This is a genomic window from Tardiphaga robiniae (assembly GCF_013359755.1).
Lineage (GTDB): Bacteria > Pseudomonadota > Alphaproteobacteria > Rhizobiales > Xanthobacteraceae > Tardiphaga > Tardiphaga robiniae.
The window spans coordinates 633,643-651,999 of record NZ_JABMCJ010000094.1 but is presented as its reverse complement, the minus strand read 5'-3'; the positions used below and the strand labels follow the sequence as shown (position 1 = coordinate 651,999).

Annotated in this window: 20 protein-coding genes; 3 read left to right on the top strand and 17 right to left on the bottom strand. The window is 58.7% G+C overall.

The window, feature by feature from the left end:
• Positions 1-3: 3 nt before the first annotated feature.
• The 4 genes from HP556_RS29425 to HP556_RS29410 form a co-directional block, all read right to left on the bottom strand.
• The gene (locus HP556_RS29425; RefSeq protein ID WP_175369513.1) at positions 4-708 is read right to left on the bottom strand and encodes a sugar transferase; all 705 of its coding nucleotides are present in this window, start codon (positions 706-708) and stop codon (positions 4-6) included.
• Positions 709-710: 2 nt separating this feature from the next.
• A complete protein-coding gene (locus tag HP556_RS29420) occupies positions 711-1,847 on the bottom strand; it encodes a DegT/DnrJ/EryC1/StrS family aminotransferase (RefSeq protein ID WP_175369512.1) in 1,137 nt (378 codons plus the stop codon).
• A 76-nt stretch (positions 1,848-1,923) separates the two neighbouring features.
• Positions 1,924-2,646 carry a sugar phosphate nucleotidyltransferase gene (locus HP556_RS29415; protein WP_089266608.1) on the bottom strand — a complete coding sequence of 241 codons (723 nt, stop codon included), beginning with the start codon at positions 2,644-2,646 and terminating at the stop codon, positions 1,924-1,926.
• Between the two features lie 557 nt (positions 2,647-3,203).
• Positions 3,204-4,004, bottom strand: a complete 801-nt coding sequence (locus HP556_RS29410) for a LuxR C-terminal-related transcriptional regulator (protein ID WP_338117632.1) — start codon at positions 4,002-4,004, stop codon at positions 3,204-3,206.
• Positions 4,005-4,647: 643 nt separating this feature from the next.
• Between HP556_RS29410 and HP556_RS29405 the strand changes: the two genes are divergently transcribed.
• Positions 4,648-5,331, top strand: a complete 684-nt coding sequence (locus HP556_RS29405; protein WP_120287840.1) for a LuxR C-terminal-related transcriptional regulator — start codon at positions 4,648-4,650, stop codon at positions 5,329-5,331.
• A gap of 162 nt (positions 5,332-5,493) precedes the next feature.
• Here the strand turns inward: HP556_RS29405 and HP556_RS29400 are convergent, their stop codons facing one another.
• The 12 genes from HP556_RS29400 to HP556_RS29345 all read right to left on the bottom strand — a co-directional run bounded on the left by HP556_RS29400 (position 5,494) and on the right by HP556_RS29345 (position 15,720).
• On the bottom strand, positions 5,494-5,646 hold the full coding sequence (locus tag HP556_RS29400) for a helix-turn-helix domain-containing protein (RefSeq protein WP_120287839.1): 153 nt from the start codon (positions 5,644-5,646) through the stop codon (positions 5,494-5,496).
• A 78-nt stretch (positions 5,647-5,724) separates the two neighbouring features.
• Positions 5,725-6,636 (bottom strand): flagellin, encoded by a 912-nt coding sequence (locus tag HP556_RS29395; protein ID WP_175369510.1) that lies wholly within the window; start codon positions 6,634-6,636, stop codon positions 5,725-5,727.
• Positions 6,637-6,650: 14 nt separating this feature from the next.
• On the bottom strand, positions 6,651-8,420 hold the full coding sequence (gene flgK / locus HP556_RS29390) for a flagellar hook-associated protein FlgK (RefSeq protein WP_175369509.1): 1,770 nt from the start codon (positions 8,418-8,420) through the stop codon (positions 6,651-6,653).
• A gap of 27 nt (positions 8,421-8,447) precedes the next feature.
• Positions 8,448-8,906, bottom strand: a complete 459-nt coding sequence (locus tag HP556_RS29385) for a flagellar protein FlgN (protein ID WP_175369508.1) — start codon at positions 8,904-8,906, stop codon at positions 8,448-8,450.
• Between the two features lie 4 nt (positions 8,907-8,910).
• Positions 8,911-9,195 (bottom strand): hypothetical protein, encoded by a 285-nt coding sequence (locus HP556_RS29380; protein ID WP_175369507.1) that lies wholly within the window; start codon positions 9,193-9,195, stop codon positions 8,911-8,913.
• A complete protein-coding gene (gene flgE / locus HP556_RS29375; protein ID WP_120287835.1) occupies positions 9,192-10,460 on the bottom strand; it encodes a flagellar hook protein FlgE in 1,269 nt (422 codons plus the stop codon). The genes HP556_RS29380 and flgE overlap by 4 nt, the downstream gene beginning before the upstream one ends.
• Before the next feature lie 21 nt (positions 10,461-10,481).
• Entirely contained in the window at positions 10,482-11,144 is a 663-nt protein-coding gene (locus tag HP556_RS29370; RefSeq protein ID WP_093757242.1) for a flagellar hook assembly protein FlgD, read from the bottom strand.
• A 344-nt stretch (positions 11,145-11,488) separates the two neighbouring features.
• Positions 11,489-11,755: a hypothetical protein gene (locus HP556_RS29365; protein ID WP_120287834.1), complete on the bottom strand. Its 267-nt coding sequence runs from the start codon at positions 11,753-11,755 to the stop codon at positions 11,489-11,491.
• Positions 11,756-11,948: 193 nt separating this feature from the next.
• Positions 11,949-12,344, bottom strand: coding sequence for a flagellar export chaperone FliS (locus HP556_RS29360; RefSeq protein ID WP_120287833.1), 396 nt, complete (start codon positions 12,342-12,344; stop codon positions 11,949-11,951).
• 2 nt (positions 12,345-12,346) lie between these two features.
• Positions 12,347-14,032: a flagellar filament capping protein FliD gene (fliD, locus tag HP556_RS29355; RefSeq protein ID WP_120287832.1), complete on the bottom strand. Its 1,686-nt coding sequence runs from the start codon at positions 14,030-14,032 to the stop codon at positions 12,347-12,349.
• A gap of 64 nt (positions 14,033-14,096) precedes the next feature.
• Positions 14,097-14,921: a flagellin gene (locus HP556_RS29350; protein ID WP_089266590.1), complete on the bottom strand. Its 825-nt coding sequence runs from the start codon at positions 14,919-14,921 to the stop codon at positions 14,097-14,099.
• A 136-nt stretch (positions 14,922-15,057) separates the two neighbouring features.
• Complete coding sequence (locus HP556_RS29345; RefSeq protein WP_175369506.1) at positions 15,058-15,720, bottom strand: RNA polymerase sigma factor; 663 nt, start codon at positions 15,718-15,720, stop codon at positions 15,058-15,060.
• 179 nt (positions 15,721-15,899) lie between these two features.
• On the opposite strand from HP556_RS29345, the gene HP556_RS29340 reads away from it, so the two are divergent.
• Complete coding sequence (locus HP556_RS29340; protein WP_175369505.1) at positions 15,900-16,289, top strand: hypothetical protein; 390 nt, start codon at positions 15,900-15,902, stop codon at positions 16,287-16,289.
• Positions 16,290-16,368: 79 nt separating this feature from the next.
• The gene (locus HP556_RS29335; RefSeq protein ID WP_175369504.1) at positions 16,369-17,793 is read left to right on the top strand and encodes a hypothetical protein; all 1,425 of its coding nucleotides are present in this window, start codon (positions 16,369-16,371) and stop codon (positions 17,791-17,793) included.
• Positions 17,794-17,828: 35 nt separating this feature from the next.
• Here the strand turns inward: HP556_RS29335 and HP556_RS29330 are convergent, their stop codons facing one another.
• A complete protein-coding gene (locus HP556_RS29330; RefSeq protein ID WP_175369503.1) occupies positions 17,829-18,356 on the bottom strand; it encodes a 4-vinyl reductase in 528 nt (175 codons plus the stop codon).
• Position 18,357: the final 1 nt, after the last annotated feature.

Genomic DNA, 18,357 nt, shown 5'->3' with positions numbered 1-18,357 from the left:
CCGTCAATGTCCGGTTTGTTGTTTAGATTCTCTCGATTGATTCTTCCGCGTGTATTCGGTCCACGATCCCACCGCGATTGCCCAGGCCGCACGAACAATCCAGCCGAGATCAGAAGCCAGTGTTCGGCGCGGGAAATAAGCGAGATCGATTTTCGCCTTGGTCGGGAACAGAACTTGTCGATAGAAATCCACAGCCGCAACGTCAGCGGGATAGAGCTTGCTTTCATGTCGAAACATGACCTGGCACGGACCAACAAGACCGGGCTTGTGGTCGAGAAGCTTCTCGAAGCCACCGTGAAAGCAGTCGAAGAATGCGAGCGATTCAGGCCGCGGTCCCACGAGCGCCATGTCGCCGCGCAAAACGTTCCAGAGTTGCGGTAACTCGTCCAGCTTGCTCGCGGCGAGGATGCGGCCAATCCTAGTCAGGCGGCCGTCTCCCTCCATTGTGAGCGGACATCCATGCCGGTCGCAATCCGGCCTGAACTTGCGAAATTTGTACATGCGGAATGGTCGTCCATTTTGCCCGAGACGAAGTTGCGAGAACAGAATCGGCCTTCCGCCTTCGATCCAGATAGCAAGTGCTACGATCAGGAAGAGAGGAGCGAGAGTGGCTGTCGCAGCACCGGCAAACAGAATATCAAGGGCGCGCCGCAAGCCCACCTGCGTAACAGGAGTTGACGCCAGGAGCTGGTTCGCTGCCCCGCGCATGGCTACGCGATTGCCCCTAATGGAAACTCCGTGCCAAGTGCGGCGGCAAGAGAATTCACTACCTGTTCCACGTCGGCCGGGTTCATCCGGGGGTGCAGCGGCAGCGTGAGCTCCCGTTGGGCAAACTCCTCGGTGCGCGGCAAGAATGTATCGGGATAGAGTTCTCTGTAGAATGTCAGGTGGTGGACGGCGGGATAGTGAATCGTAGTCTGTATGCCGCGCTTGCGTAGCCGATCGATCACAGGCTGCCGATCGGTTGCCGTCGGCAGGACGACCGGCATCAGATGGTGCGCCGATGGCCAAGGATTCGCGAAGGGTATCATCACCGCTGGGCAATGCTCCGCCATCAACTGACGATAGCACAGTGACAGGCGTCGCCTGGTGTCATTCCATTCCGGAAGTTTCTTGAGTTGGGCAAGGCCAACGGCAGCGCGCAAATCGTCCATACGATAGTTGAATCCGAGGATCGTAACATCGTAATCGGGACGACGACTGGTGAGGCGCTGTCGCGTGCTGCTTGTCATGCCATGAGACCGTGCTCGCTTGATGGTTTCCCTCAAAGCGCGGCTGCGGGCGATAATGGCGCCGCCCTCGGCGGTCGTCATGTTCTTGTTGCCGTAAAAGCTGAATGCTGCCGCCTCGCCATAGGTCCCCACTGCGGGCAGTCCGGGCGCGTGAGCTGCATCCTCGATCAGGAGCAGGCCCTTGCGACGAGCGAAAGCCTGCCAAGTGTCGCGATGCGCGAGGTAACCGGCAAAATGGACGAGAATAATCGCTTTTGTTCTCGATGTGCATTTGGCTTCAGCATCATCCAGCGACATCAACGGAATCTCGGCCGAGTCGATATCGACGAAGACGGGGCGCGCTCCCACATAGAGAACGCTATTGGCCGTGGCGACGAAGGTCAGCGATGGAACGAGAACTTCGTCGCCCGGCCCAATGCCGAGCGCGTGCAGGATAAGGTGGAGGGCTGCCGTGCACGAGCCGACGGCGATCGAATCCTCGGCCTCATGAAGATGAGCGAACGCTTGTTCGAATTCCCGGACCCGGTCTCCCATCGTAACCCAGCCGCTCTCGATGACAGAGGCTAGGGCTGTTTGCTCGTCCGGACCCAGGACTGGCTCTGATACCAATAGCATGTGTTCATCTCCAATCCCGGATTCGGCGATACGTTTGAGATTGCACGAGCAGCAGCCGTGACATGCAGCGTCTTCGTCAGGCCGCGACGGTTGCCACGAATGCCGGGGGCGACTGCTCGTCCCATGCAATATCCTGAGCCTTGAGGAAGTCGTCCACCCGCCCGATATCGAGCCACATGCCGTTGTGCTTGAATACGTTCACGGGTATTTCCTCTTCCAGCATCTGGGCCATCAGATCGTCGAAGCCGAATGGAACACCTGACGGAATGCGGTCCAGCACCGAGGGATCCATGCAGTAGATGCCCATACTCACCAGATGCGACAGTTCGGGCTTCTCGCGGAATCCGGTGACGCAACCGCCCGTCTCGTCGATCACGCCAAAGTCCATCTTGGTAGGACGTGTGGCGGTGGCGATGGTGAGGGGACCTTGGTGTCGGCGATGACAGCTCACGAACTGACTGAGATTCAGGTCCGTGAGCACATCGCCGTTGAGGACCAGAAATGGCGTGTCGAGTTGTTCTCGCAAAAGCGACAGCGGGCCCATCGTTCCAAGCGGTTCCACTTCTTGCGTGTAAACGATCTGCATGTTCCACTGATTGCCGTCGCCGCAAACACTGCGAATAAGGTGGCCCAGATATCCAGTCGTGATGAAGACTTCTCTGATGCCATTTCGCCTGAGCCATTTGAGCAGGAGCTCGAGGACGGGCCGCGATCCGATCGGCATAAGCGGTTTCGGCAAGATGGATGTATGCGGACGCAAGCGCATTCCCTTTCCGCCGCATTGAATGACAGCCTTCATATTATCCTCCTGTGTTACTGAAGCGCGCAATCGTTCATCATATCAACGCGACAGCCCGGCCTACTGCTGATGGCCAAACCGGAATGCCATTGACGAGAAAACTAGACGCTGACTATCCTCGCGTCTTCGTGCGTTTGCATGAGATGTCGGAATGATAGTTGGATTGCACGCGAGCACTGTATTGCAGCGGCAAAGCTACAGCTCGCAGTGGTGCATGATGGGACGTGACAGACCAAACCGGACTTCGGCTGCATCGCTGGCGCGCGATATCGCGAGGCCCGATTGACATCGCCGCGCTTGGAATGACGACGACAGCGCAACGAGCCGGCTTTTCAGAAATCCTGTTAGGAACTGACGCCGGCATCCCTCACGCGCGCGAGCGACATCGCACTAACCGTTGCCCAAGATCGGTGGAATGATTTATTGAAGCGCGTCGCAAGAACACGCGCGATCGTCAGCGCCTCACGCATCCATGTTCGATCGTTCACCGGCGCGAGCGCCACGCTCCGACAACCACCGGTCGGCGCGACTTGCTCGCCTACGCCAACAATCGCTGACTATTTGCCGATTCGTGCCGCGCCGCAGACCTTTCCGTTGATGCCCTTACGGATCAGACCGTCGATGCGCGAGACCTCAATATGATTTGGCTCGTGGTTGATCACACCCAGTGGCACTGGCGTCTCGTTTTTCTTGATCTCGGAGATCATCGCAACGGGATTTGAAAGCCGACCGTTCGAATCGCCAGCTAAAGGCGGAGAGTTGCTGTTTGCCGGTTCTGCCAGTGATCCGTTGTTCATCCCCCAAATCGCTGCCTGTGTCCGATTCTGGACACGGAGCTTGCGAAGGATCGCCTTGACGTGGACTTTTACAGTTGCTTCGGCGATATGGATCGTCCGCGCGATGCTTTTGTTGGAGGCGCCTTCAATCAGGCAGTGCAAAATTGATTTTTCCCGCGGAGAAAGCTGCGGCGTGGTCATATCTTCTGTAGCGATAAGAATCGCCTGCGTCTTGTTTTGGTCGCGCGACCCCGTCTCGCCTGGGTGACTGCCTTCGGGAGCAAGAACAGATGATAGAAATGCCGGAGGAAAGATCGTTTCACCCATCATTATCAGTTCGATGGACTTTATGAATACATCGCAGGTCATAACGTTGACAAAGTAGCCGTTGGCACCTGCCCGAAACGCAGAAGCCAGTTCGTCCATTCGATAATGATCGGCCACGATCGCAATGCGCCCGCCCGGATGGTAGTCCCTGAAAAGTTCGATTTGTTCAATCGCGGCGTCAAAATCATCGCCGGTGTGAGCAATAAGAAGCAGAGGCTGGTGTGCTTGCGGTTGACCCGGGAGCAAATCATCCACGCTTGATACTGAGGCTAGGATACGAAAATTTGCTGAGCGTAAAATCCTGGCAAGACCTTCTCTGAGTAAAGTATTTTTCCCAACGAGAATTGTAAAAAAAGATTGTTGCCTCCGCATCGCGACCCTCCCAACCATACGCAACTGATTTAAAAAAAACTGAGCGATTGAAATTCAGCTCATTCTTGGTGATCTGTCGGCGGTTAAGCCCCGCTTCTTCGGCAGAAATTTTGGCATTGGAATATTTTCAGTCGGCAAGAAACTCTGTCTTTTTAGAAGCATTTCGTCGTCGAATTGAAGACGCCTCCCTTCTCGTTTGCGACGATTTTATGAATGTTAGATGCGAATTCTCGATCTCCCTATATACCTTTAGTTATAGGCGATGGGCCGGTACTGAGGGATGTCGTTCATAATAGTAAACGGGGGATTCACCGCAAACTTCGCAGAGGGAGTGCGTGCTTCGTCATACGGGACGTCTATCCTTGAGTGACAATTTCAGATACGTCCACTCAAAGTTGTTACGTGTTTTCTTTGTTGCGTTGCGATGTAGCGTAACGAATTTGAGCCTCCAGAAAATTAGGCTAAGAAGGGAATATCCGGGGTCGCGTGGAGTTTAAGTTTTGGGGGGCTAGGCTGAGGACCGCCCATGCGTTGCACCAGTGTCGTGATCGCAGACCGCCATCCTGTGGTTCTGCAAGGTTTGACGAGCGTGCTTGAAGCGCAAAACGGCTTCAAGATTGTCGCGTGCTGCAGCACTGGCCCGAGCTGTATCGAAGCGATTCGAAATTTAACGCCGGACATCGCCATTATAGACATCGAAATGCCGGGCCTGACCGGGCTGGAAATCGTTGCCATCGCCAACTCCGAGGGGCTTTCAACGCGGGTCGTCTTTTTCACCGCTGTCGTTGAAGATCGCCAACTGGCTTTATCGGCCGCTGCTGGCGCCTACGGTGTCATCCTGAAGGACATGCCGCTCGAACCCTTGGTGCAGTCCTTGCGGGAGATCGCGGCTGGCCAAAGGCTATTGCCGCTTCCCGCGGTCAATCACGTTATACCTTCCGAGCAAAAGAGTATCGCGATCACGGAGAGTGTTCTGGCGGTGCTGACAGAGCGCGAGCGTCAGATTATGCGCCTGGTCTCTGAAGGGTTGTCAAACAAGGAAATTGGGCGGCGGCTGAATATTGCTGACGGCACCATCAAGCAACATCTCCATCACATCTATCAGAAGCTTGAAATCAACAACCGGACAGTGCTTGCGGCGCTTGCCATATCGCACAACGAACGTGGGGGCTTTCTTGAGGATCGGGCTCTGTCGATTCATTGTGACTGAGCGTCTGCAGTCGCACGCTGGCCCATATGCCATTTCGACGCTGATACGGGCGCTGATTGGCGCACAAGCCTAGTCGGCGATATCCACCTTACCGCCAGCGCGGAGGCTGAAAGGACCCTGATGCGCGACTTCACCACCCTGCGCGACATCGGTGGGCGTTCTTCAGAAAATCGCTGGGGAACCTGCATTGCCAGTCGCGCGGCGCCATGCCCCCGGCGGCAGTCCGGTCGCGGCGGAAAAGACGCGGGTGAAGTGGCTTTGATCGGCAAAGCCGCAAGCCAGTGCGACATCGGCCAACGGCGTATCGGTCTTCATCAGAAGATTCGAGCCAACTCGACGCGCTGGGATAGGATAACTTAGAAAAACGCATTTAGGATCGCGCTCGCGTCCAAATCAGCGCAGATAGCTCGCCAGGTTCAGGCTCTGAACCTTGGCAATCGCGGCGTAGGATGCCGTAAGCTGTGCCTGATAGGTCGATAGTTTCGCGGTGACCGCTGCAACGTCGACACTGGTGAGATCGCTACCGAGCGTCTGGGCATAGGATTGATACTCGGTCTGATAGGCACTGGCCCGCTCGATTGAGGCCGATGCGTTGGATATCCGCGTCTGCACCACACCAAGCTTGTCGATGGAATCGACCGCCAGATCGAGCGCCTCATTGAGCGTGTCGGTCGAAAGCGGCGAATTGCTCGCTACCAGATTCATGGCCCGCATGATCTGCTCGAAAGCGGTATTGTCCGCCGTGACGCCGTAAGAGACCGTCTGGTTGTCCGAGACGCGTACAGCGCGGAGCTGACTGTCGCCCTGATAATAGCTCGTGTCTGCGGTGGACGGCGACGATGCCGCGGCATAGGTCGCACTCGATATGTCCACCGGCGCGGTTTTGGTGGCAGAACCGCCGAACAGATAGCCGCCATTATATTGCGTGTTGAGTAGTGACGCCATCTGCTCCAGCATGTTCTTGGCGCTCTCCGTCACGCTGGCCGCATCCGTGCTCGAAGCGCTCGATGCGCTCGTTAGCAAGGTCCGGAACTGTGTCACCAGATCAGACACCGAATTGACGGCCGAGTACATCACCAGGACCTTGCTGTTGGTCTGCGTGGCGGCATCGATATAGGACTGCGCCCGGGTCACCGAGACCTGAAGATTGAGCACCTGCTGCGCCGATGACCCCAACCCGCCAAAATCCGACGAGATCAGCCCCGAAGCCTCCTGGATCTGCTGATTGGCCATGGTGCTTTGCGTGCGCAAAGCGGATGCGATCATCTGGTCGTTAATCGCAAAGGTGGCAACGCGCATCTGCATCAAGTCGGCTCCCGTCAGCTCGCGCTCTGCACGGCGGTTATCAGTGACGAGAACATCTCGTTGATGACCTGCATGAGCTGGGACGCGGCCGTATACTGGTTCTGCAATGTGCTGATCTTCGCGGTTTCTTCGTCGAGATTGACGCCCGACTGCGACGCCAGCGCATTGGCAAATGACGATTGTGCCGTCGACTTTGATGTATAGGTCGTGGCCGCGAGCGTTGCCTTCGACGCGACATTGGCGATGACCGTGGCCGCGTAGTCCGCAAACGAACCGGTCGATGACCCAAGCCCACCAGACGCGCCAAAGGTACGGGAATCCGTGAGTGCCGCGTAGATCGCATCGACCACGTCGGTCGCGCCGGCGGTGAGTACCTTGGTGCCCGTCGTCAGCGTTGCCGATGCATCGAGGATCGAGACGGCGAACAAACCTGAATTGGCCAGGATGTCGCTGCGCACGGCGATGTTGGATGCCCCGGTTCCGGTCACGAGGTCATTGAGGCCGAAATGGTCGGACAGGCCGATTCCGCTGCAGCCGACGGCGCTCGTCATCTCATTGATGGCGACCCCGTTGCTGCTGCTGGAACTGGCGATCACCACCTTCCCGCTGGCATTGATCGATGAGCTGAGGCCCGAAATGCCGTTGATGGCCGAGACCAGGTCGCCCACCGTCGCATAGGTCGACAGGTCGAGATCGGCATAGGACACCAGACTTCCCGACTGGTCGGCAACGGCAATGCGGACCGTTCCGGTCGCATCCAGCGCAGTCGCCGCCGTGACCGTCGTGGTGCCGGTCAGCGTCGTTGGCGGCGGCAACGACGTGCCCTGATTGCTTGCGGCATTCAGGGTGTCTGCCAGCGTATTGGCAAGCTGGTCGAGCTGCGACTGCGCTGCGGGCAAGACGCTATCGCGCAGGCTGAGCAAAGAGCCGATTTCGCCAGATGTGATCTGCGCAGTGACATCGACGCCGTTGACGGAAATGCCGCTGAGCCCGCTGGACGAACCGGCCGAGTAGCTGGCATTAGCCGTAACGGATGATGCCGCCGTGAAGCTAAGCAGATGCGCGCTGTTGTCCACGAGCGTCTGGCCTGACGCCGTATAAACCTGCATATCCCCCGTCGATGAAATGAAATAGCTGACATTCATCTTCGACGCGACGGTCTGCAGCGCGACATTGCGCTGATCCTCGAGATCGCCCGTCGATTGGCCAGCGGCCGCCGCCTGTTTGATCTGGGCGTTCAAACTGGCGATGGCCTGCAGGCTGGCATTGACCTGATCGACATCGGAGGAAATCGCGGCATCGGCAGTGCAGCGCAGTTGCTGAATTCCCGAGGACGTCTCGCGCAATTGCGATGCGAGGCTATCAAGCGTACTCACCACATTGGCTTGCAGCGAGGCACTGCTGGTCGTGCCGGCGAGCGACGATATGGCGGATTCCAGCGATGCCAGCGTGTTCGCGATCGAAGTTCCGGTGTCTTCTGCACCGGTCGTGCTGCCATACAGTGCCTGCAGCCGGTTGAGATAGTCGTTGTTGGTGTTGGCTGCGCCGAGTTCCGAGGTTGCAGAGATCAGGGACTTGAACAGCAATTTGTCGACGCTGCTGGTGATCCCGGTGATCGACACGCCGGTCCCGGCGCCGCCATTGGTGGTCGCGACCTGATTGGCGGTCTTGACCGTGTAGCCGGTAGTGTCAGCATTCGAAATATTCGACGAGGCGACGCTGATCTGGACCTGACTGGCCATCAGGCTACTGACGGCGATGCTGCGGGCTATCTCCAGCGACACGGTGGCGACCTCATATTACGGCTTGGTTCAGATCCGCACGTTGCGTGCGTAGGATGCCGACTGCGCATTGATGCGACCATTGGCGCCGTAGGGCGCGCTGTCGGATATCTGCTCCCGAATCGCGGCCATCACGGCGTCGATGCGGCGCTGGCTGGCCTCGATCGCGGCGCGCAGGCGGGTAACATTCTCGTCCATCGCGACGCTGAGCTGTTCGAGCCGAGTGAGTACCCGCCCCTGCAACTGGCGATCGGAAGTGCCAAGCAACATGTTCTTGCGCCCGACTTCCTTGACCCAGGCCTCGAACAGCTCCGAAAGCTCCAGCTTGATCGCCGTGTGCTGCGACTGCGAGGCCGGCAGCCCCATCGCCAGAGCGATATTCTCTTCGGTCACGACGTCGATCAGGCGTTCGATCAGTTCAACCAGATCCTCGAGGCGGGATCCGTCATCGGCGCTCGCGGGCTGCAGCGGCGGGCTTCGGGTCATCATGTGGCTACTCCGTGATCGATGGATGGGGCGCGGCTGCCGTGGCGTGCCGCCCGAGCGAGGCTATCCGCGAATATGCCGTCGCCGCTTTGCTGCGCGCGCCAGCGATGTTGAGTTTCTGCGCCAACGCGTCACGGCGCTGCTGCAAAGTGGTACGCAACGTCTTGAGATCGCCCTGCAGCGCCAGGATCATGCGCCGATCGCCGCGGTCGATCCGCTGCGCGGCGGCCAGCAACCGGTCAAGTCGCCGCATTAGCGCGTCATCGTCTGCCTCGGCCACCATCGCGGTCATCTCATGCTCGAGATCAGGGTATCGAACATCTTGTTGACGGCGGTGATCACCTGCGACGCGGCCGAATAGGCCTGCTGCGCGGAGATCATGCTGCTGAACTGCTCGTTGGTATCGGTGGTGCTGGATTCCAGCTCACTGCCAAAAATGGTGCCGGCGCCGTTGGTGCCGGATTCCTGCAAAGCAGCCGTTCCCGATTCTGCCGTCGCCGAATAGAGCCCGTTGCTCTGGGCTTCCAACTGATCGGCAGCGGCAAAGGTCGCCACCGGTATCTTGTAGATCGCGATGGTCTGGCCGTTCGAATATGTGGCGTTGACGATGCCGCTGTCGCCGACCGAGATGTTGCTCAGCTTTCCGAACGCCAGACCATCGGACTCGATGCGGGTAATATTGACCGCAGGCGTGGATAGGCCGGAGGCATATTGCGTCAGCCCATCGGTGCCGCCTACGGTGCCGAGGTTGAGCGTAATGTTGCTGTCCGCCGCCCCTGTGGTCCAACCAGTGATCGCCAGCGTTGCCGGACTGGGATTGGTGCTCGCCAGCGAACCGTCGGTATTGAACGAGACGGACACGGTGCTGGTCGGGGTTGCCGCGGTTGTCGTCGTCGAATCCGACGACAACGTCGGCTGGCCGAAGCTGGCGCTCCAAGTATTATCCGCAGTCTTAGCCCAGGTCACCTGGATCGAGCTCGATGTTCCCAGCGAATCGTAGACCGACATCGACGTAGTGAACGTATCGCCGACCGCGGCATCCGCCGGCAGATTGGCCGAGAAGGTGGTGGTCGCTGTCGCGCTACCGCTGGTCTGCGCCACACTCGTGTCGATTGCCGTGAGATTTCCGCTGCTGGCGCTGCCAATAACATTGCCGGCCGCATCGGTGCGCCAACCCAGAAGATAGGCGCCGTTATTGACGAGATAGCCGTCAGAATCCGTAGTGAACCCGCCGTTGCGCGTGTAGAGCGTCGAGTCGCCGGTCAGCGACGTCGTCACCGGAAAGAAGCCGTTACCCTGGATCGCGATGTTGGTGGAGGTCGACGTTGTCGTCAGCAGGCCCTGCGTCGTGATATTGGACTTCGAGAGCGTCGTCACGCCGCCGGACGAATAGGCCGATGCGCTGGACGAACCCGTCACCAGCGACTCGAACGATGCCGAGTTTGTCTTGTAGCCGACCGTCGATGAGTTTGCGATATTGTCGGAAATCATCGCCAGAGCCGAGCTCTGGGCGTTAAGAGCGGAGATGGCTGAAGACAGCGCGCCGGATAGACTCATAATCAGTACTCCAAAGTAAACTCAGGAAGTGACGCCGATGACGTTGCTGGTGCTCACAGACGTGCTCCCGATATTGAGCATCGGGGTGCCGGACGAGTTGTCGATCGAGGTCACCTTTCCGGTGACGGTCGTGTAGCCGTAGACAGACTGACCAGTGCTATCGGTGGCCGAGACGTTGAGCGTGTACTGGCCCCCGTCGGTCAGCTGGGTGCCGTCCGTCGCCGTGCCGTCCCAGGTGAAGCTGTTGGTGCCCGAGGTCGTGGTTCCACTGCCGGTCCACACCGTGTTGCCGGATGAATCCTTGACGCTCAGCGTGACATCGGAGGCGGCGGACTCGAGCGAATAGCCAAACGAGATCTGGCCATCCTTCAGCGTGCCGGTGTCGGTTTTGGCGGTAACAGTCTGGCCGATATAGTTCGACGAGTTCAGCGTGAGCAGGCTGTTGAGCGACGACACCAGCGTGCCCATATTGCTGTTCAACGTCTGCTGCTGATCGAAGTTGGCGTAGGATGTGAGCTGATTGATGAAGTCGGTCGAATTGGTCGGGTCGAGCGGATTCTGGTTCTGCAACTCGGTCACCAGCAGGTTCAGAAATTGCTGCGACGTAATGGCCGAGGTCACCGACGAGGACGACGCCGTCGAGGCAGTCGTGGTCGTGGTTGACGTCGTTGCAGCTACAGTCATGGCGTGCTCCGGCGGTATCCGCGCGCGTAGCGCTGCGGAATTGCGTCAGTGAGAAGAGTGCTCGTGAAGTCCGTTCCTTATTGAAACGGGTCGTCCCGGCCATTCAGGCAAAGATTCTTTGCAGGCCGCTCCCACCGGTGAGCCATCGCGCCCCATTGCAAGAAAGCGCTGTGCCGCAGGTGTTTTTCACAACTCTAGACGTGATTCACCGACGCCAATGCACGGCAAAAGTTGCCCGCTAGAGCAACCGCCAGAATTTTACGGAGGCTGAAACGGGGGGCAGTCGCACACGGGATTGCCCGCGGGCACTGGCGGGATTAGAGCGACCGCAGCGGAAGCGTCAGCTACTTGCTGTCAGACTTGGTTGCCGGCTTCGCGGGAACCACATCGGATTGCCGAGCTTTCTGCATAATCCGGTCTACCAAGCCATCCGGCGCGTGCACGACGCCCGATGGCAGGGCACGGCGCAGCAATTGCGCCTCGGCCATCGCCGCACGCGCCTGCTCCGACGTCCGCAGCAATGCGAGCGCGGCGTCCCGTCGGTTATCTGGCCAGGTTGACACGTCTTCACCGTGCCGACCCAACAGGTCTTCAAACTCGGGAATGTCCATTCTGGAAACTCGCCCGGCACGCACCTGATCGTACGTTGCATGTCAGCCCTCGCTCGGACTGGCACGCCAGCGTCCTAAGGCAGACCGGGCCGCGAGGCAATGCTGCCCCGACTTTTCAACCACAAAAAGACATCGAACGATCCTAAACTCTGCAGGTGCAATGAATTCACCGTGCCCGCCGGTGTCGATCTGATCAGGCGGGCTTCGCGGCACTCCGGGCGACGACAATCCAGGCGTCACGAAGCTCGGTCAGGCTCGCAATGATCCGGCCATAGCACTGCGCCGCGTTCGGCTGCCCGAACGACCGCAGGCAGGCCATGATCAGCGTATGATAAGTGGTGTGCAGGCCCTCCGCGACCTCGCCTCCGCGATCGAAATTCAGGTTATGGCTCAGCCCGCGCAGGATGGCAGTCGCCCGGATCATCAGATCGTGGCTCTCCTCGAATTTCTTCTCCTCGGACGCCGTCACCGATTTCTGCAATGCCGTAATCGCCCCATCGATCATCATGACCACCGCCCGCAACGGCGGCACCGCGACCGCCGCCTGTCGATAGGCCTGGGCGGCCTGAAAATTCGCTTGATGCTGCATGACTAATCACTCGACGCGTTGAGAAGGGCGGACAGATAATCCAGGGTGGAATTGGCCGACGAGATCGCCGACTGATATTTGGCGTATTGGGTGGTCAGCATTGTACGATAGATCGCGGCGCGCTCGTTGATGTCATCGATCTGCTGCTGCATCCGGTCATCCTGGGATTGTAAATTGGTGATCAGATCCTGCAGTGAACCGCTGGTCTTGTTCGATGCGGCACTCGAGATCGCGTTGATCTGCGCCGCAATCCCGATGGTCGACGTGATGGTCACCGATGCCGATGACGTACTGCTGTAGCTGAAGGCCATGCCGGAATAGATCGTGCCGGCCTTTCCGATGATCGTTCGGCCGGACACGGTAAACAGCGAACTGTCTCCCCCCACCGAGACCGACAATGCACCGGAGCTATCGACCGCAATATCCATCACGAAGGACGATGGCGGCGATGAACTTGTATTGACAACCGCGAGCGCCGCCGACGAACTCGTGGTCTTGGTGGCGAGGAGCGCGATGACACCGTCAATATTGTCGGCCAGGGTTGTGGCGAGCGTGCTCGTATCGAGCACAAGATCGTTCGTGTCCGAGAACGACAGGCCGAGATCGCTCATCGACAGATCGCCCACGATGGAGTTCAGGACCTGCTCCATCTGCGTCGTGACGCTACGCATGGTGCCGTCGCCGAACAGCACCGCACTCGTGTCTGCGGTTCCACTCGACGACAGCGTCTGCTGCGTGGTTACGTAGTCGCGCACAGCGTTGTAGGACGTGACGAATTGCTGCAATGCAGTCTGGATCGAACTTGTATCGACATCGATGCTGATCTTGACTGTCGATCCCGATGGCGTGCTTTGCAGCAGACTAAAGGAGACGCCGCTCAGTACGTCTGTGATGTTATTGGTGTCGCGCGTCAGCGTAATGCCGTCGACGCTGAAAATTGCGGGCTGCGATTCCTGCAGCACGTCGGTGAACGCGCCGGAACTATCTGTCACGCCCAAGGTCGTGAGCACATCGTCGCCCGACACGACACTGGTGGTGATATCCGCATTATCCTTGGTTGCAGACAGGATCATCTCGTACTGATTGCTCGAGATCTGGATGATCGAGGCCTGGACGTTCGTCGTGGACGTCTGTGCATTGATCGTATCGACGAGATCCTCCAGCGTCATCCCGCTGGTGACCGAGATATCGGCACTGGTGCCGCCTTCCAGGCCGATCGAGAAAGTGCCGGTCAGACCGAGATCCGCGCTCTTGTCGGCGACGGCGGTGCCGATCACCTTGTGGGCTGTGGCGATCTGGGTCACCGTGAGCGTGTGATCGCCGGTCGCCGCGCCGTTGCTGATGGCCATCGAGACGGCAGAACTGGCGCTGACGTCGCCAGTGGATGTAATGGTCGCCGATCGCGCTCCATAAGCACTCGACGACAGTGAATTGACGATCGACTTGGAGAGCGAGGTCGTGTCGGTCGTCAGCGTCGTAAGCAGCGTCTGCAACTGCTGATAGGCCGAGATCTTGGCCTCATTCGCGGTGATACTGGTCTGGATCGTGGTCGCGGCTGCCGTCTTGGTGGCAACCTGCGCCTCGATCAAGGCGTCCCAATCGACGCTGGTCGTCGTCTTCGTGCCGGAGGTGGTCGTCGCCAAGGCCGCGGTTGCTGCCGCGGAAGTCGAACTCGTCACCGTCGCCATGCCACCTTACTTTCCTGCACGAGAGTGCGAGCCGGCGTCGCCGCCGGCTCGCGATTGCTGCGGCTTAGCCGAGCAGCTTCAGCAGATATTGCGGCATCTGGTTCGCCGACGATTCTGCGGCGACCGCAGCCTGCACCTTGACCTGCGAAGACGACAGCTTGGCCTGCTCGGCTGCGATGTCGACGTCGGTGATCGCGGAATTAGCGGCCTGCAGGTTCTGGGACTGCGTCGAGATCGAGCTGGCGCTGAAATTGAAGCGCGATTCCTGCGCACCGATCGTCGCGCGGGCGGCGGAGACCGTATCGATGGCAGTGTCGAGCGCGTCGATGGCTGCAGTGGCGCCGGCCTGCGTGCTGACATCGAGCGTATCGACACCCAACGTGGCAGAGGTGAGATCGTCGAGTTTCACGGTGATCGTATCGGCCGACGTCGAGCCTACCAGAACGGACGCACCCGCGGCGAATGCGCTGGTACCATCCAGCAGGCTCTGCCCGCTATAGCGCGTGCCGGTCGCGATACTGTCAATCTGATCGCTCAATGCGGTAAATTCCGAATTGAGATAGGCGCGACTACTGTCGGTCACCGTCGCCGAGGAGGACTGCGATGCCAGCGACTTCATACGCGAGAGAATGTCGCTGATGTTCGAGGCGCCGCCATCCGCTGTCTGCAGGATCGAGGTCGCCTGTGAGGCGTTGGTTGCGGCCTGCTGCAGCGTGGTGACGTCGGATGAAATGCGCGTCGAAATCGCGAGACCGGCGGCGTCGTCGGATGCCTGGGTGATCTTCGAGCCGCTCGACAGCTTTGAGAGTGAGCTCGACATCTGCGACGAGTTGATATTCAGGTAACGGACTGCAGAATTGGCCGCGGTGTTGGTTGAAATAACGGGCATTAAATTGCTCCTTGAATGTGGCCGCGGATGCGGACCGATCGGGGACCTCTGGACGCAGGCCAGCCCCCGTCCATTCGCTAAACGGAATGGCCTTCACAATTCAGGCGCGGTTTATTTCGGGGCTGGGAATTTATAGTTAGCAATCGCTTAACGAGTGCAGGATGTCTGGCTCATGGCGGCGCAGAATTTCGCGCAGCTGCTGCCGCCCGCGCTTGAGCAGCGACTCGACCGCCGACACAGTCGTGTTCATGACTTCGGCGATGTCGCCGTTGCTCATGTTTTCATGGTAGGACAGGATCACCGCGACACGTTGCTGCTCAGGCAGACGTTGCATCGCCGCCTCCAGCAATTTCGCCACCTCATCGCGCTGCATCGTGCTGAATGCATCGGGCTTGATGTCGGCTGGCTCCGGCACGGCATCGACATTGTCGGTGCGTGGCCGACGATGCAGATCGATGCAGCGATTGGTGACAACCCGGTAGAGCCACGTCGAGAATTTTGCGCGGCCGTGCTCCCATTGCCCGCGATGCGTCCAGACCTTCAGCATCGTGTCCTGCACCACATCTTCGGCATCGGCGCGACTGCCCAGAAGCCGAAGCGCAACGCCAAACGCACGATCGATATGACGCTCGACAAGACATCTGAATGCCATCTCGTCATTTGCGGCTAATCTGTCCAGCAGCTCTTCGTCACTATCGCCCGCTGGCTCGCACGCGTCGAGCATCAGAGAATCCTCCGCAGCTTCAAGCTGCACCGGCATTGTTTCGACAGCGTCTGCAATCTGGAGCGCGTACGTCATGCCCTTCTCCCATTTCTCCGCCGACAAACGGCCGTTCTGGTCGACCTCTCACTCTTGAACGGGTGACGCGCGACGATCAGGCGATGAATTTTGCTTATTTTACAAATACTTGATGGGAAAAAGCTGCCTAGAACTAGGCAGAAATTTCTACACTGGCTGTTGCGGCCACGTCGGGCCTGATGGGAACGACTCATCAAAGCATCTCGAAAAATCGCATCGACTGCGGCGAGCGATGCAAAGAATTCTTACGCACACAACGACAACACCTGCAGCGATACGACATCACTCAGCAATCGAAGACCGATGCTGGCTACTTTGCAGCGATGGCTCCGGCAGTGGCAACGTCACACTTTCACTGGGAAATTCTTGCCGAATCGCAATTTGAAAATAGCGGACTGCGTCGTCGGAAAAAGAAAAAACGCTTGCATGCGGCGCTCATCTGCGGCGCATCGCGATCTTTTTTGTTTCAGAACATTGATCGCGTGCATTCAATGCGCACGCGCAATGAAGATACACACAGTAGAAACAAATCGCACCGACCTGAAACATATAGAAGCATATTGCGCTGACGCATCGCAGAGATATCCGCCTGACGACGTCGACTCGTTCGTATCAGTCAAAGCATTCAAACGAACGAGACAGGCGGCGATGAACGACAGCTTGGACGATATCCTCCGGCAGCATGCGCGCGCCCCGCGACTGGGCGCGCTTCAACGTGCACGCTTACGTCAGGTAACGAGCCGGTGCCATGGCATTGTCGACTGGGATGGCGTCAGTGCCGTATCCCAGCCTGGCGCTGCGGTCATTGTGTTCGAAGCGACGCATGCTGTGCGCGTTCAGGCGCTGATCGAATCCCTGCACGAGAATGCAATCGTCATTTTGCTCGTTGGTGAGAACCCAGCCTTCGACGGCCTGAAGTCGAAACTACACGCATACGGGTCACTTGGCGCCGAGGGCGCGGATGCACCGCATCAGGTGTGGTGGGGCGGCGTCAAACCGCTCGCGGTGCCAACCGGATTATATCGAAAGCAGGATACGCTTTTCCTCTCGTCATTCGAGAGCTCAGCCACTCGGGCCGAGGATGTCGGCCTTACCGTAGATCTGAAGCGGCTGGGCCTCGATCACATCGTAACGCGGTTATCACCGGACACCGGCAATGCCCGGCAAGGCATGTCGAAAGTCGATTTCATCATCGAGCAGTGGAGCCAGGCATGCCGCCCGGTGTTCTGGATCGACGCTCAGGCGCGGCTCGCCAATCTTCCGCTGCTTCCGCACGCGCTGGGCTGTGACTTCGCAGTCAACCGTCGCCCGAATGGCGTGATGAATACTGGCGCGCTGTTCTTCCATCAGACCGAGCGCGCCGAAGCGCTGCTCGACATCTGGCGGCGCCTCACCTGCAGCCACTCGAATCTGCCGGAGTCCTTCCTGCTGGATCAGGCATGGGCGCTCACAAATGCGCAGCGGGAGATCGAAACCGCCTGGCTGCCAAACACCTACTGGCAAAAAGATGATGTGAAGCCGCGCGCCGACAGCACGATCCTCGCTCATGCCTGTAACAATGATGATCATCCATTGGAAAAAATCGCTGAACAAATGCAATTGGGGCGCAGGTTCGAACGCCATCAGGCTCCGGAAGCTCACCTCGTCATGAAAGGCGTCGCCGGCGGCCGCGGGCTAATCACAGTCGTGATCAGGGACATCCTTGCAGGCAGCACGACGGACATCGCCGAGTCGGTGGAAGCAGCAGCAGCAGCGTTTGCCGCCGACGATGGCGGATTTTCGCAGATGGAGATTGTGCTCTGCGGCTGGGACGACGAAGTCAGGTCCGTTCTCCAGATCGAGGACTATGCGTGGACACTGATGACCGACGTATCGGAACGTCTGCGGCCGAACTGCTTCAGCACGCTCAAGCGCCGACACGCCAGGCACGATTTACATGCGCTGGAATACACGTCAGAGGATGAGACAGAGGGCAAGATTGCTTCTGCCATTCAGTTGGTCGATCCGTCACTCGGCGCCAAGCTGAAGCGAAGTGGCACGGCCGACCACATCTTTATTCGGAAACCTGCCTAGGCGCGTCCTATCGTTACAGAGGTCCCCAGCGTAAATTAAGCCGGCTCGACCTTGAACAGACAATGATCGTGAGCGCCTTCAGCCTCGCAATAGACCTCCTGCGCCCGCAACTTGACCTCACGACCGGCACTTGCGGCAACATATTCGAGCGAGCCCTCAAGCCAGGACGCAAACATGTAACACACCTTGCGACCACTGTTGCGGCGCTCGCCATCAACCATTGCCGAATTTCGCAAGCGCACTGTCGCCGTCCCTGCTTCCGGCGACACGTCGAGCACATCAAATTGGCCCCATCCGCGCTGCGTGATGCGGCGCATATAGTGACGGAACACATCGACGCCGGACATGCCGTGGAATTCGGCTTCCTTCTCGCACCAGTAATAGGCCGAGCGATGGCCGGCCGGCCGCAGAATGCGCTCCAGCTCCGCAGCTCCCACCGCCGCCTCGATGGCGAAGTGGTTGTTCATATAGAAATGCTGCGGCACCAGAATCATATTGGTCGCGTCGACCGACCAACGCCCGGTCTGGTCATCGACATTGATGTCAACCTGCGGCTTCCCCATC

Excerpts from the sequence above, each read along its gene's own strand:
- HP556_RS29425 (WP_175369513.1), bottom strand. The coding sequence starts at position 708 with ATGCGCGGGGCAGCGAACCAGCTCCTGGCGTCAACTCCTGTTACGCAG.
- HP556_RS29420 (WP_175369512.1), bottom strand. The coding sequence starts at position 1,847 with ATGCTATTGGTATCAGAGCCAGTCCTGGGTCCGGACGAGCAAACAGCC.
- HP556_RS29415 (WP_089266608.1), bottom strand. The coding sequence starts at position 2,646 with ATGAAGGCTGTCATTCAATGCGGCGGAAAGGGAATGCGCTTGCGTCCG.
- HP556_RS29405 (WP_120287840.1), top strand. The coding sequence starts at position 4,648 with ATGCGTTGCACCAGTGTCGTGATCGCAGACCGCCATCCTGTGGTTCTG.
- HP556_RS29400 (WP_120287839.1), bottom strand. The coding sequence starts at position 5,646 with ATGAAGACCGATACGCCGTTGGCCGATGTCGCACTGGCTTGCGGCTTT.
- HP556_RS29395 (WP_175369510.1), bottom strand. The coding sequence starts at position 6,636 with ATGCAGATGCGCGTTGCCACCTTTGCGATTAACGACCAGATGATCGCA.
- HP556_RS29385 (WP_175369508.1), bottom strand. The coding sequence starts at position 8,906 with ATGATGACCCGAAGCCCGCCGCTGCAGCCCGCGAGCGCCGATGACGGA.
- HP556_RS29380 (WP_175369507.1), bottom strand. The coding sequence starts at position 9,195 with ATGACCGCGATGGTGGCCGAGGCAGACGATGACGCGCTAATGCGGCGA.
- flgE (WP_120287835.1), bottom strand. The coding sequence starts at position 10,460 with ATGAGTCTATCCGGCGCGCTGTCTTCAGCCATCTCCGCTCTTAACGCC.
- HP556_RS29370 (WP_093757242.1), bottom strand. The coding sequence starts at position 11,144 with ATGACTGTAGCTGCAACGACGTCAACCACGACCACGACTGCCTCGACG.
- HP556_RS29365 (WP_120287834.1), bottom strand. The coding sequence starts at position 11,755 with ATGGACATTCCCGAGTTTGAAGACCTGTTGGGTCGGCACGGTGAAGAC.
- HP556_RS29360 (WP_120287833.1), bottom strand. The coding sequence starts at position 12,344 with ATGCAGCATCAAGCGAATTTTCAGGCCGCCCAGGCCTATCGACAGGCG.
- fliD (WP_120287832.1), bottom strand. The coding sequence starts at position 14,032 with ATGGCGACGGTGACGAGTTCGACTTCCGCGGCAGCAACCGCGGCCTTG.
- HP556_RS29350 (WP_089266590.1), bottom strand. The coding sequence starts at position 14,921 with ATGCCCGTTATTTCAACCAACACCGCGGCCAATTCTGCAGTCCGTTAC.
- HP556_RS29345 (WP_175369506.1), bottom strand. The coding sequence starts at position 15,720 with ATGACGTACGCGCTCCAGATTGCAGACGCTGTCGAAACAATGCCGGTG.
- HP556_RS29340 (WP_175369505.1), top strand. The coding sequence starts at position 15,900 with ATGGGAACGACTCATCAAAGCATCTCGAAAAATCGCATCGACTGCGGC.
- HP556_RS29335 (WP_175369504.1), top strand. The coding sequence starts at position 16,369 with ATGAACGACAGCTTGGACGATATCCTCCGGCAGCATGCGCGCGCCCCG.
- HP556_RS29330 (WP_175369503.1), bottom strand. The coding sequence starts at position 18,356 with ATGGGGAAGCCGCAGGTTGACATCAATGTCGATGACCAGACCGGGCGT.